General features: G+C 73.6%; 11 protein-coding genes. 7 read left to right on the plus strand and 4 right to left on the minus strand.

Annotated features, from left to right (window positions below):
* Nucleotides 1-5 precede the first annotated feature (5 nt).
* The 3 genes from DV701_RS09660 to DV701_RS09670 are packed head-to-tail and all read left to right on the plus strand — an operon-like array spanning nucleotide 6 to nucleotide 2,505.
* Nucleotides 6-743 carry an iron chelate uptake ABC transporter family permease subunit gene (locus tag DV701_RS09660; protein WP_162802938.1) on the plus strand — a complete coding sequence of 246 codons (738 nt, stop codon included), beginning with the start codon at nucleotides 6-8 and terminating at the stop codon, nucleotides 741-743.
* Nucleotides 743-1,594 carry an ABC transporter ATP-binding protein gene (locus tag DV701_RS09665; RefSeq protein ID WP_114928115.1) on the plus strand — a complete coding sequence of 284 codons (852 nt, stop codon included), beginning with the start codon at nucleotides 743-745 and terminating at the stop codon, nucleotides 1,592-1,594. Before DV701_RS09660 ends, DV701_RS09665 begins: the two co-directional genes overlap by 1 nt.
* Entirely contained in the window at nucleotides 1,591-2,505 is a 915-nt protein-coding gene (locus DV701_RS09670) for a siderophore-interacting protein (RefSeq protein ID WP_114928116.1), read from the plus strand. Before DV701_RS09665 ends, DV701_RS09670 begins: the two co-directional genes overlap by 4 nt.
* Nucleotides 2,506-2,585: 80 nt before the next feature.
* Here the strand turns inward: DV701_RS09670 and DV701_RS09675 are convergent, their stop codons facing one another.
* Complete coding sequence (locus tag DV701_RS09675) at nucleotides 2,586-3,602, minus strand: HoxN/HupN/NixA family nickel/cobalt transporter (RefSeq protein WP_202863490.1); 1,017 nt, start codon at nucleotides 3,600-3,602, stop codon at nucleotides 2,586-2,588.
* A 31-nt stretch (nucleotides 3,603-3,633) separates the two neighbouring features.
* Nucleotides 3,634-4,122, minus strand: a complete 489-nt coding sequence (locus tag DV701_RS19140) for a GNAT family N-acetyltransferase (protein WP_114928117.1) — start codon at nucleotides 4,120-4,122, stop codon at nucleotides 3,634-3,636.
* Between DV701_RS19140 and DV701_RS09685 the strand changes: the two genes are divergently transcribed.
* Complete coding sequence (locus DV701_RS09685; protein ID WP_162802939.1) at nucleotides 4,030-4,281, plus strand: hypothetical protein; 252 nt, start codon at nucleotides 4,030-4,032, stop codon at nucleotides 4,279-4,281. The two genes, DV701_RS19140 and DV701_RS09685, sit on opposite strands and share 93 nt — an antisense overlap.
* Before the next feature lie 122 nt (nucleotides 4,282-4,403).
* Here the strand turns inward: DV701_RS09685 and DV701_RS09690 are convergent, their stop codons facing one another.
* Entirely contained in the window at nucleotides 4,404-5,909 is a 1,506-nt protein-coding gene (locus tag DV701_RS09690; RefSeq protein ID WP_114928119.1) for a sensor histidine kinase, read from the minus strand.
* On the minus strand, nucleotides 5,906-6,943 hold the full coding sequence (locus tag DV701_RS09695; RefSeq protein ID WP_114928120.1) for a DUF2891 family protein: 1,038 nt from the start codon (nucleotides 6,941-6,943) through the stop codon (nucleotides 5,906-5,908). Before DV701_RS09695 ends, DV701_RS09690 begins: the two co-directional genes overlap by 4 nt.
* A 125-nt stretch (nucleotides 6,944-7,068) precedes the next feature.
* On the opposite strand from DV701_RS09695, the gene DV701_RS09700 reads away from it, so the two are divergent.
* The 3 genes from DV701_RS09700 to DV701_RS09710 all read left to right on the plus strand — a co-directional run bounded on the left by DV701_RS09700 (nucleotide 7,069) and on the right by DV701_RS09710 (nucleotide 12,119).
* Nucleotides 7,069-10,197, plus strand: coding sequence for a S8 family peptidase (locus DV701_RS09700; protein WP_162802940.1), 3,129 nt, complete (start codon nucleotides 7,069-7,071; stop codon nucleotides 10,195-10,197).
* A 183-nt stretch (nucleotides 10,198-10,380) separates the two neighbouring features.
* Complete coding sequence (locus DV701_RS09705; protein ID WP_114928122.1) at nucleotides 10,381-11,178, plus strand: thioesterase family protein; 798 nt, start codon at nucleotides 10,381-10,383, stop codon at nucleotides 11,176-11,178.
* 392 nt (nucleotides 11,179-11,570) lie between these two features.
* Entirely contained in the window at nucleotides 11,571-12,119 is a 549-nt protein-coding gene (locus DV701_RS09710; protein WP_114928123.1) for a hypothetical protein, read from the plus strand.
* Nucleotides 12,120-12,144: the final 25 nt, after the last annotated feature.

Consider the following 12,144-nt stretch of genomic DNA (forward strand, 5'->3'; position numbering starts at 1 on the left):
GCTCGGTGACATTGCCTGCCGACCAGACTTCCCGGCGCACCGCGGCCCACTGTAGCGCCGTCGAGCGCGCAGCGGGGACCCACCGGATAATCGGCACGCCGGGGTTGGTGGTCGTGGCCGCCTTGGTCGGCGCGGGGGCCGTCGCCGTGGCCCTGCTCACGCTGTCCGGCTCCCGTCCGGGCTCCGCGCCGACCCAGCTGATCCTCGTCGGCGTCGCCCTCACCGCGATGCTCACCTCCGTCGTGCACTGGGTGCTGCTGCGCGCCGACGTCTACCGCGCCCGCGAGGCGATGGTCTGGCTGACGGGCAGCCTCAACGGCATCACCTGGAGGCAGATCGGCGTCCTCGCCGTGGTCGTGGCTCTCACCCTCCCGCTCCTGCTGGCCACCGCGAGGGAGCTGCACCTGGTCGAGCTGGGCGACGACCTCGCCGCCGGGGTCGGCGCCCCGCCGCAGCCGGTCCGGGCCAGGGCACTGCTGCTCGTCGTGCTGCTCGTCGCCGCCACGACCGCGGTCTGCGGTCCTGTCGCCTTCGTCGCCTTCCTCTCCGGCCCCATCGCCCGCCGCCTGGGCGGCCGGGCCTCCATCGGCGCGGCCGCGCTCGTCGGCGCGGTCGTGGTGGTGGCCGCCGACCATGTCGGCGCGAACGCCCTCCCCGGCTCCAACATCCCCGTGGGCGTGGTGACGGGGCTGATCGGCGCCCCCTTCCTGCTCTGGCTCCTCACCCGTGAAAGGGCCTCCTGATGACCACCCTCACCGCCGAGCGGCTCACGCTGGGCTACGGTGCGCGCACCGTCGTGCCCGAGCTCGACCTGACCGTCCCCGAGGGCCGGGTGACCGCGATCGTCGGCCCCAACGGGTGCGGCAAGTCCACCCTGCTGCGCGGCGTCTCCAGACTGCTGCGGCCGAAGGACGGACGGGTCCTGCTCGACGGGCAGGACGTGCACCGGATGCCGACCCGGCAGGTCGCGCGATCGATGGCCCTGCTGCCCCAGCACCCGGTCGTGCCCGAGGGCATCACCGTCGGCGAGCTCGTCGGGCGCGGGCGGCACCCGCACCACGGGCTGCTGCGCCGCTGGAGCCGCGAGGACGACGAGGTCGTCGCCGAGGCCCTGGAGCAGACCCGCACCCGGCACCTCCTCACCCGCCAGGTCGAGGAGCTGTCCGGCGGCCAGCGCCAGCGGGTGTGGATCGCGATGGTCCTCGCCCAGCGCACCGATCTGCTGCTGCTCGACGAGCCGACCAGCTTCCTCGACATCGCCCACCAGGTCGAGGTCCTCGACCTGGTCCGCGACCTGTCCGTCGACCGGAGCACCACGGTCGTCATGGTGCTGCACGACCTGGCGATGGCGGCCCGCTACGCCGACCACCTGGTGGCGATGCGGGAGGGCCGCGTCGTGGCACGCGGCACCCCGCGCGAGGTCGTCACCGCCGAGACCGTCTGCGACGTCTTCGGCATCACCTGCCGGGTCCTGTGGCAGGAGGCCACCGGCGACCTGTCCGTCATCCCCCTCGGCCGGCACCGTCCGGTCGGTCACGTCCTGGGCACGGCGGCCTCGCCGCGCCTCGCCCCCGAGCTGGAGGTCCACCGATGAACGCCCCGACCACCCTGTCCGCGGCCCGCCGGACCGTCACCCGCGTCGCGAGCCGGGCGCTCAGCTCACGGGCCGCCACCGTCGCGGTCCGGGCCGCCTACTCGCGCTCGACGGCGATGCCGCTGGAGCGCACCGAGCACCGTTGCGTGCCCGGCACCGTCATCGGCGCCGCCGACGTCGCCCCGTGGCTGCGGCGCCTCACCCTGCACGTCCCGGGACTGCGGGGGTATGAGGTGCAGGCCCCGGACGAGTACGTCGGCCTGGTCATGCCGCGCCCCGGCACCACGCTGCCCGACCTGTCCTCGATCACCGGCCCGCACCCCCGGCCGGTGCTCGCGACGATGCCGGAGGAGGACCGGCCGGACGTGCGCTGGTACACCGTGAGCGACTGGAGGCCGCAGACCGCCGAGCTCGACGTCGAGGTCGTCCTGCACCCCGAGGGGGAGGTCGACGAGGGGCCCGGCGCCACGTGGGTGCGCGCGGCCGCGCCCGGCGACGCGGTCGCCGTCCAGACGGGCACCGCCTGCTACCACCAGCCGGCCGACGCCAGGGTGCAGGTGGTCGCGGGCGACGAGACGGCATACCCCTCGATCGCCGGGATCATCGAGGCTGCCCGTGGCACCGATCGCGAGCTGCACGTCTTCCTCGAGCTCGCGCGCGCGGACGCGCTGCCCGCGCTGCCGCAGCCGGAGCGCGGCAGCCTCACCCTCGTGGACCGCGTGCAGACCCCCGGAGAGGCGCTGCTCGTCGCCGTCCGCGCGGCCGACCTGCCGGCGGTGGACTATGGCTGGGTGTGCGGCGAGCAGCAGCTGGCCGCGGGCGTGCGCAAGCACCTGGTCGGCGAGCGCGGGCTGGGTAGGACGGACGTCTACTTCTGCGCCTACTGGATCCTGGGGCGCGCGCGCGGCTGAGCCACTCCGACCCGTCGGTAGCAGGCGGCTGACGAGTCCGGGGCGCGGGCGGTCCGACCGACCCGCACCGGGAGCGCTGGTCAGCGGGTGCGCCGACGGCGCGCGAGCGCCAGCCAGGCGGCCGCCGCGAGCAGCACGGCGGCGAGCAGCCAGCCCCACAGGTCGGTGGCCACGGCCGCCGTCCACGCCATCGGGTCCGGCCAGCCCCACCACTGCGACAGCGCCCCGGACAGGGAGGCCAGGCCGACGACCCCGGCGACGAGGACCGACAGGACCGTCACGGTGACGTTGTAGCGGCGCATCCGCCCCGGCGCCTCCACGGCCCACCCGTAGGCGTAGCGCGCCACCCACCCCTCGACCAGGTCGAGGGTGGCCATCCCGGCGGCGAAGAGGACCGGCAGGGTCATCACCGCCCACCACGGCAGCTGGGCGACCCCGGCCGACCCCGCCAGGATCAGCAGGCTGATCTCGGTGGCGGTGTCGAACCCGAGGCCGAACAGCAGACCCACGACATACATCTGCCGCGGGGTGCGCACGTGTGCGCCGACGCGGTCGAGGATCCGGGTGACCGGCCCGCCGGGCCTGCCGTCGGCCTCGCGCAGCGAGGCGACGTTGACCGCCGCGATGACGAGGAGGAAGACGCCGGCGACCAGCGGCCCCCAGACGCTGGTGAAGGCGGTCCACGTGGACTCCGCGTCGGTGGCGCCGCGCACCAGCGTGGACATGCCGGCGGCGACGAGGGCGGCGAGCGCGACCACGACGGTGGAGTGGCCCAGGGAGAACCAGAAGCCGACGGTCGTCGCCGGGCGTCCCTCGCCGACCAGCCGGCGGGTGGTGTTGTCGATCGCGGCGATGTGGTCGGCGTCGAAGGCGTGCCGGGCACCGAGGGCGAAGGCGGTCACCCCCAGCGCCACGCCGAAGACCTGCGCCTCGCCACCGAGCTCGAGCCGGGAGGGCGCCACGAGGAGGAAGAGGCTGCCCCAGCCCAGCAGGTGCAGCACCAGGACGGTCAGCCCGGCGAGCACCATGCTGCGCCGTTCCTGCTCGCCCAGCACCCGCCGGTCGACGTCCACGAGCTGTCCACCTGTCCCCGTCACGGCTCGATGATAGGCCGTGCGGCGCGGACCCTCACCGGCCCAGGCCGAGGCGCATCACCATGCGCCGCGGCGTGGGCCGGGTCACCTCGCGCAGCCCGGCCGCCTCGAAGGTCGCCAGCGTGCCGACGTGCAGCTCCTCGTCGATGACGTTCCTGGTCAGCAGCGGGTAGGCCTCGACCGCCCGGGCGCCGCGCTCCCGGGCGTGCGCCACCGCCGCGACCGCGAGGGCCCTGCTCACCCCGCGCCTGCGGTGCCCGGCCCGCACGAACAGGCAGGTGATCGCCCAGACCCCGTCGTCGGTCCGGTCCTCCCGCTCGCGTCGCTGGCCGGGACCACCCGGAGGTTCGACGCCGTCGCGTTCATCCCCCCATCCCCGCCTCCCGGCGAGGACTTGGCACCTGGCCCGGGCGGGGCTATGGTCGGCCGGATGCGTCCCAAGCAGCTTGCGGTCGTCGGCACCATCTGCCTCCTCTCCGGCATCGCCGGGCTCGGCCTGAGGGCCAGCGCCCCCGGCATGGATGAGCCCTCCATCTGGTACCCCCTCTGGACCGCGGCCGTCTTCATCCTCGGCGTCGTCGGCGCCGGCCTCCTCATCATCGGGCTGTCCTTCCGGCCGGAGGGCCCGGCCCCGGCACCCCGTCCCCGCCGCCGTCCCGCGCTCGCACGCGGCCGCGGCTGACGCCTCTCACCCCGCACCGCGGTCGAGACACACAACGTCCTGCCCCTCGTGCAGTGTTGTCAACGCTGCATGACGTGCAGGACGTTGTCTGTCTCGGGGCGAAGCCTCTCCCGTGGAACGGGTTAGGCCGGCGCCGACCCGTCCGGGAGCGCCAGCCAGAACGTCGACCCCTCGCCGGCCACCGAGGCCACCCCGACGGCGCCGCCGTGCGCCTCGGCGATGACCCTGACGATCGCCAGGCCGAGCCCGGACCCCTCGGCCTGACCGGCGTTGTCGGCCCGGGCGAAACGCTCGAAGACCCGCTCCTGCTGCTCGTCGGGGATGCCGATCCCCTCGTCGTGCACGCTGAGCACGAGGTAGCGCCGGGCCTCCACGGCGCCGGCGGCCACCGCGCCGATCGCCGCGGGCGACCCGGTCACGGCCCAGGCCGAGGAGAGCTCGATCGCCGAGCCCGGCTCGCTGAACTTCACCGCGTTGGCGGCCAGCTGCACGACCGCCTGCAGCACCCGCTGACGGTCCATCCGCATGCTGCCCTCCGCGCCGGCGCGCAGCCGCCACGTCCGCTCCCCCAGGGCGGTGACCCGGTCCATCGCCTCCACGGTGAGCTCGGTGACGTCGGCCCGCCCGGTCCGCAGGAAGTCGGGCCGCTGGACCCGGGCCAGCATGAGCAGGTCGTCGACGAGGCGCTGCATCCGGTCGACCTCGCCGAGCACCAGCCTGCGGGTCGCCTCCACGTCCTGCGGGTCGTCGGCGCTGAGCAGCTCGGCGTTGCCGCGCACGATCGTCAGCGGCGTGCGCAGCTCGTGGGCGGCGTCGTCGAGGAACTGCCGCTGCTGCTGCACGCCGGCCTCGATCCGGTCCAGCATCTCGTTGTAGCGCACGACCAGCTCGGCCACGTCGGTGTCCGCGCCGCTGACGTCCACCCGTCGGGACAGGTCGTCGGTCGTGGTCGCGGCGGTCGCGGCGCGCAGCTCGGTGAGCGGGCGCAGCAGCCGCCCCAGGAGCAGGTGCGCCAGCCCGGCGACGGCCCCGAGGACGAGCACCGCGAGCACGCCGTAGGTCAGGGCGTACCGCCGGATCTCGGCACGCTGCTGCCCGATGTCTTTGACGACCACGAAGCGGGCGGGTCGCGTCTCCAGCGGGAGCCGGACGTCGGCGACGAGCATCCGCAGCTGGGTGCCCTGCGAGCGCAGCTCGGTCACCCGGGCCCGGCCGGGTTCGAGGGACAGGCCCCGCGCGGCCGTCTGCACCTCCTCGTGCGCCACCTCGAAGGTGCGCGCCCCGCCGGAGAAGATCTCGACCTCCCCCTCGACCATCCCCATCATCGCCTCGTCGTTGCCGGCGACCGCGGTGGTGAGGAAGGCGAAGAACAGGTCGGACACGTCGGCGTAGGGCCTCCCGTCCTGCGCCGGGCCGCGCTGGGCCATCTGCCCCAGCTCGGAGACCTCCTGCTGCAGCTCGGCGTCGACGCGCTCGGTGAGCGAGCCGTACTGCAGCCCGAAGTTCACCGCCCCGACCACCGTCAGCCCCGCCGTCATCACCAGCACGATGAGCACCAGCAGCCGCTGCCGGACCGACCAGCCTCCCCACCTGGACCGGCGGACGTGCTCCTGCACCGCCTCGCTCACGCCGGCTCCAGCACGCCGTGCGCCAGCAGCGCGAAGGACACCAGCCAGTGGGTGGCCATGAAGTCGCCGGCGACGATCTGCTCCAGCACCGCCGCCTCCTGCGCGTCCGCCGCCTCCCGCAGCCGGTCCTCCGCCCCGGGCAGGTAGGCGGTCAGCTCGCGCAGCTGCCACGCGCGGCTGAGCGCCAGGCCCAGGAGGTGGGCGTACTGCCCGTCGGCCGGGTCGCGCACCTCGGGCACCGCCAGCAGGTGCTCGTGGCGCCCCTCGCCGAGGCCGGGCAGGAAGCCGGCGAGCCACGCGGCATACCTCTGGTGCGGCAGGACGTGCGCCATCAGGCTGGCCTCGGTCAGCGCCGGGCTGAGGAAGTCGGTGCCGCCGGGCTCCCAGGCCGTCGGCGCGTCGGTGTCGGCGCCGAACCAGTCCAGCGCCCGTCCGCGGCAGGCGGCGACGACGTCCTCGCGACCGAGCCGCCCGTAGGCGTCGATGAGCAGCCGCAGGGCGAACGCGTCGTTCTGGTGCTTGCCGTGCCGCACCGGGTAGGGCTGGCGCGGAAGCCACCCGAGCACGAGGTCGGCGACCGTCTCGCCGAGGGGGGCGGTCGCCTCCGCCCACGCCCCGGTATGCGGTGCCGCGCCACCGCGCGCCGCCTCCTCCAGCGTCGCGACCAGCTGGGCCGCCCACGCCCACCCGTAGGGCCGCTCGAAGGCGGGCCGGGCGCGCAGGTAGTCGACCTCGACGGCGACGTGCTCGCGGCCGAGGCGCTCGTCGAGGAGGGCGACGACCGCGGTGCGCTCCTGCGGGTCCAGCGCGTCGGCATACCTGGTGAGGAGGGTGACCAGGGACCACTGGACGTGCACGCAGGAGTGCCAGTCCAGCGACCCGTGGAAGCTGGGGTGCAGCTGCTCGGGGACGAGGTGCGCGTCCTCTGGTCCCATGACGACGTGGCCGGGCGACCACGGGTAGGTGGTGCCGACGACGGCCCGGCCGACCCGGCTCCACGCCGCGGCGTCGGTGGGCGTGCGGGTGGTGGGCATGCGAGCCATTGAACACGGCGGCAGCCCGGAGCGCTCCCCCTTGCCGGGGCGGGGACCGCCGCGTACGGTGACCGATGGTGCGTGTCTCGGGGCGTGCGACCGATCCCCAACGAAGGGTGTACACCGTGGTACGTAGAACACTCGTCGCCGGCATGAGCCTGGCGGCACTCCTCACCCCCCTGGCGCTGGCCGGCGGAGCTGCCGGCGCCTCACCCGCCGACCCCGTGGACCGGTTCGTCCTGGCCCCCCGCGTGGGCGCCGTCGACCCTGTCGTCCTGCCGGTGGGCGCCGACGACGACCGCACCGTCCAGGTGATGGTGCAGCTGTCCCGGCCGTCCGTCTCCGAGGTGCAGGCCAGCAGCGGCACGGAGCTGTCCAAGGGCCAGAAGAAGCAGCTGGTCAAGCAGATCAAGGCCCAGCAGCGCGGCGTCGTCGCCGCGGCGAGGGCCGACGGCGGCACCGTCCTGGCCCAGACCCAGCACGCGATCAACGGCGTCAAGGTCTCGATCGCGCGCAACAAGGTGGCCGACCTGGCCGCGGGCGCGGACGTCCTGGCCGTGCGCCCCGTCGTGGTCCACCACCTCGAGAACGCCACCGCGATCCCCTTCCTCGGGGTGCCGCAGGTGTGGCAGGACACCGGCTACACCGGTGAGGGCGTCAAGGTCGCGATCATCGACACCGGCATCGACTACACGCACGCCGACTTCGGCGGGCCGGGCACGGTCGATGCCTACGAGGCCGCCGACGCGACGGACACCGCGCCCGCCGACCCGGCGCTGTTCGGTCCGGACGCACCGCGCGTCAAGGGCGGCCGGGACTTCGTCGGCGACGACTACGACGCCAGCGAGCCCGGATCGGTGCCGCAGCCCGACCCCAACCCGCTGGACTGCCAGGGGCACGGCTCGCACGTGGCCGGCAGCACCGGCGGCAGCGGCGTGCTGGCGGACGGCAGCACCTACGAGGGGCCCTACGACGCGAGCACCCCCGACACCGACTTCCTCATCGGGCCCGGCGTCGCACCAGAGGTCGACCTCTACGCCCTGCGCGTCTTCGGCTGCGCCGGCTCGACCGACGTGACCGTCGAGGCCATCGACTGGGCCGTCGCGAACGACATGGACGTCATCAACATGTCGCTCGGCTCCGACTACGGCTACGCCGACGACTCCACCGCGATCGCCTCCGCCAACGCGGCGGCCGCGGGCGTGGTCGTCGTGGCCTCGGCCGGCAACGCGGGCCACAACCCCTACCTCGTCGGCTCCCCGTCCACCGCCCGCGGCGTGCTGTCCGTGGCGGCGGTCGATCCGACGGCGACCTACCCGGGCGTGCAGATCACGCTGCCCGATGGCGCCATCCCGGCGATCTCGGCCAACGGAATCATCCCGGAGGACGGCACCGCCTACGACGTGGTCGTCCTGGAGGACATCCCCGGCACCACGGAGGACGAGTCGCTCGGCTGCTCGGTCGAGGCCTTCACCGAGAACGGCATCGCGGATGGCGGCAACCAGCTGGCCGTCACGGTCCGTGGCACCTGCGCCCGGGTGGCGCGCGGAGTCTTCGGCCAGCAGGCCGGAGCCGCTGCCGTCGCGATGATCAACACCGACCCCGGCTTCCCGCCCTACGAGGGCCCGATCCTGGACAACCCGGACACCGGTGCGCCCTACACCGTCACGATCCCGTTCCTGGGCGTGCGCGGCGTGCTCGGCCCGAACCCGACCGACGACGGCGACCAGCTCGTGGCCGCCGACGGCCAGCCCGTCTCGATGGTCGGTCAGATCCTGGACAACCCGGGCTACACCGACTCGGCCGGTTTCACCTCCGGCGGGCCACGCTCCGGCGACAGCGGGCTGGCCCCCAACGTCGCCGCGCCGGGCGTCGCGATCGAGTCTGCCGCCGTCGGGACCGGCTACAAGGGCGTGCGGATGTCCGGCACCTCGATGGCCGCCCCGATGACCTCCGGCGTCGCCGCGCTCGGCGTCCAGGCGCACCCGGAGTGGACCGCCTACGAGGTCACCGGCGCGATCATCAGCAGCGCCGACCGCGACAACGTCGGCGACTACGCGCTGAGGATCACCGGCAACGGCCTGGTCGACGCCATGCAGACGGTCACCACCGACACCGTCGCCTTCGGCGACAAGCTGGAGACGGGTGGCTGGGAGAGCACTCTCAACTTCGGCTTCGTGGAGTCGGCGAAGAACTTCAACGCCACCAAGAAGGTGACGGTGGTCAACAAGGGCACGACGACGCAGACCTACCGCGTCAGCACCGTCGCGTCGCCGGACAGCCTCCCCGCGAACGTCACGGTGTCGCCCTCGAGGATCACCGTGAAGCCGGGCAGGACCGCCAGCGTCACGATCAAGCTGAGCGCTCGCGCGGCCGACGTGCCGACCTCCCTCGGCGGGGACCAGTGGTCCTTCCACGAGATCAGCGGGCAGGTCCGCCTCTCCGCCGACTCGGGCGAGCTCAACGTGCCCTACCTGATGGTGCCGCGCTCGCTCGCGCAGGGCGACGCCAAGGGCCCGAAGCTGGACCCGGCGAAGAAGGCGACCACCAAGGTCACGCTGGTCAACAAGGGCGGAGCCCTGCCGGCCGCGATGGACTTCTACACCTGGGGTCTGTCCGACGGTCAGGACGTCGACTACGAGGCGATGGGCGGCCAGGGCTACGACCTGCGGGCGGCCGGCGTGCAGTCCTTCCCGGAGGACGACGTGATGGTCTTCGCGATCAACAACTGGGACCGCTGGTCCAACGCGGCGAGCCTGGAGCACGACGTGCTCATCGACGTGGACGGGGACGGGGTGGCCGACCAGGCTGTCTTCGCCCTCGACTACGGCCTGGTCACCAGCGGCTCCGCCGACGGCATGAACGCGGTGTTCACCATGGACCTGGCGACCGGCGCCATGGACGTCTACTACCTGGCCACCTCACCGACCGACAGCAGCACGCTGCTGATGCCGGTGCCGATGAGCGCGCTGGGCGTCACTGACGGGACGAGCTTCAGCTACGAGGTCGCCAGCTTCGACCTGGCCGGCGCGGGCTTCGACGTCATGGACGGCACGGCCGTCTACGACCCGTGGAACAAGGCGTTCGACACCGACGGCTACTACACGGAGGTCGCCCCGGGTGCCTCGCAGAAGCTGCAGATCACGGCCGACCTGGACGCCTGGCGGGAGCAGAGCCCGCTCGGTCAGATGATCGTCGTGCTCGACAACGCTGCCGGCGAGGACGAGGCACTGCTCCTGGGCAGCGGCCGATGAGCTGACGCGCGACAGCAACGAAGGACCCCCTCGCCCCGACGCGAGGGGGTCCTTCGGTTGCCGGCCCGAGGTCCGGGCCTGCGGTGGCCGCCCCCTGCGCGGTCGGATCGAGACTCTCAGCAAACGGCCAGGTGCGACTACACCCCGACGGATGTGGCTCCCGGGCCTCACTAGAATCGCGGGATGACCGCGGACGAGGACCACTACTACGTCGCGCTCGGCGAGGGACGCTACGAGCCGACCCGGCACACGATGGGCGCCTGGAGCGAGGATGAGCAGCACATGGCGGTCGTCACCGGCCTGCTGGTGCACAACCTGGAGCGGCACGACCCGCGCCCGGACCTGCAGTGGGGCCGCCTGACGTTCGACATCCTGGGGATGATCCACCGCTCGGAGACGACCGTGCGGACGCGGACCCTGCGGCCCGGCCGGACCATCGAGCTGGTCGAGGCGGTCGCCAGCGCCGGTGGCCGCGACGTCGTGCGCGCCAGCGCCTGGCGCCTCGCGCGCGCCGACACCTCCAAGGTCGCCGGAGCCGAGGCCGAGCCGTTGCCGGACCCGACCTCGGTGCCGGTCTGGCACGGCATGTCGCACTGGGGCGGCGACTTCCTGCGCACGCTGGAGTTCCGCGCGCTGGACGGGCTGCGCCCCGGCCGCGGCAAGGTGTGGGTCAGCACGCGGCACCCGCTCGTGGCCGGCGAGGAGGTCTCGGAGCTGGCCCGCTGGTGCGGCATGCTCGACGTCGCCAACGGCATCGCCTGGCGCCAGGACCCGGACGAGTGGCTCTTCCCCAACGTCGACCTCACCCTGCACCTGCACCGCCAGCCCGAGGGACCGTGGGTCGGCCTGGACACGCAGGTCTCCTGGGGCCCGACCGGGATCGGCCAGTCCTCCTCCGCCGTGCACGACGTGCAGGGCCCCGTCGGCACGGTGGAGCAGTCGCTGACGCTCCGGCCGCGGAGCCGGGACGTCGCGCCCTGAGCCCGCCGGCCGCCCGCCCCACCCGTCCGGGTGAGCTCCGGTAACGATTCGGTCACGTCGCTGGCTTTCCACCGGAGCAGCGCGGAGGATGATGGCGGATCCCCGGACGACAGCGTTGTCGTCGGGGTTCCTTCTTTTCCAGGGACGCTGCGCACGATGTGGCACAGATCACATCTCCAGACTGCAACATTCGGGCCGCTCCCGACGTCTTAACTAGTGTCAGGACGGGACACCTGACACCTCGTCACGAGGGGTCGCCCACCGGCGATGACGACGGGGGCGCGGAGGGCGGGGCGCAGGGTCAGGGGACCTGGCGCCCCGCCCCCGCCACAACGTTCGTCCGGCCCCACCGGCCGCTCTTCTAGACTGGACGACCGACCCGAGGAGGACGCATGATCCGCACGATCCCACGGGCCGCCGCGCTCGTCGGTGCGCTCACGCTCGGCCTGACGGGCTGCGGCGAGGCGTCGACGCCGGGCAGCACCCCGACCCCGACGGACGTCGCGACCGCCACCGGCCCGGCGCAGACCAGCATCCCGGACGAGAGCACGTCCGCACCCAGCACCTCGGAGGACGAGATGAAGACACCCCGGCCGGTCCCCCTGCCCAGCACGGGTCAGCCCGATCTCCCGACCGGCCCGGTCCCCCAGGCCGTGCTCGACCGCCCTGACGTCCAGGCGGCGGTGGCCGACTACGCCAAGCGCATGGACGTGGCCGTCGACGACGTCAAGGTCGTCGGCTTCGCCGAGGTCACCTGGTCCGACGGCAGCCTCGGCTGCCCCCAGCCCGGCATGATGTACACGCAGGCCCTCGTCCCTGGCTACCAGCTCGTGCTGCGGGCCGCGGGCAGGACGGCCAGCTACCACGCGGCCAAGGACAAGGCCTTCTCCTACTGCGCCAACCCCAAGAGCCCGGTCGGCTCCGGCAGCAGCACCCGCTGACCCGGAGGCCGCGCCGCGCCGTAGC

This window comes from Ornithinimicrobium avium (assembly GCF_003351765.1).
GTDB classification, from domain to species: Bacteria; Actinomycetota; Actinomycetes; order Actinomycetales; family Dermatophilaceae; genus Ornithinicoccus; species Ornithinicoccus avius.

Bases quoted from the DNA above. Each gene is read 5' to 3' on its own strand.
- DV701_RS09695 (WP_114928120.1), bottom strand. From the start codon at position 6,943: ATGCCCACCACCCGCACGCCCACCGACGCCGCGGCGTGGAGCCGGGTC.
- DV701_RS09685 (WP_162802939.1), top strand. From the start codon at position 4,030: ATGCGTCCCAAGCAGCTTGCGGTCGTCGGCACCATCTGCCTCCTCTCC.
- DV701_RS09710 (WP_114928123.1), top strand. From the start codon at position 11,571: ATGATCCGCACGATCCCACGGGCCGCCGCGCTCGTCGGTGCGCTCACG.
- DV701_RS09665 (WP_114928115.1), top strand. From the start codon at position 743: ATGACCACCCTCACCGCCGAGCGGCTCACGCTGGGCTACGGTGCGCGC.
- DV701_RS09705 (WP_114928122.1), top strand. From the start codon at position 10,381: ATGACCGCGGACGAGGACCACTACTACGTCGCGCTCGGCGAGGGACGC.
- DV701_RS09670 (WP_114928116.1), top strand. From the start codon at position 1,591: ATGAACGCCCCGACCACCCTGTCCGCGGCCCGCCGGACCGTCACCCGC.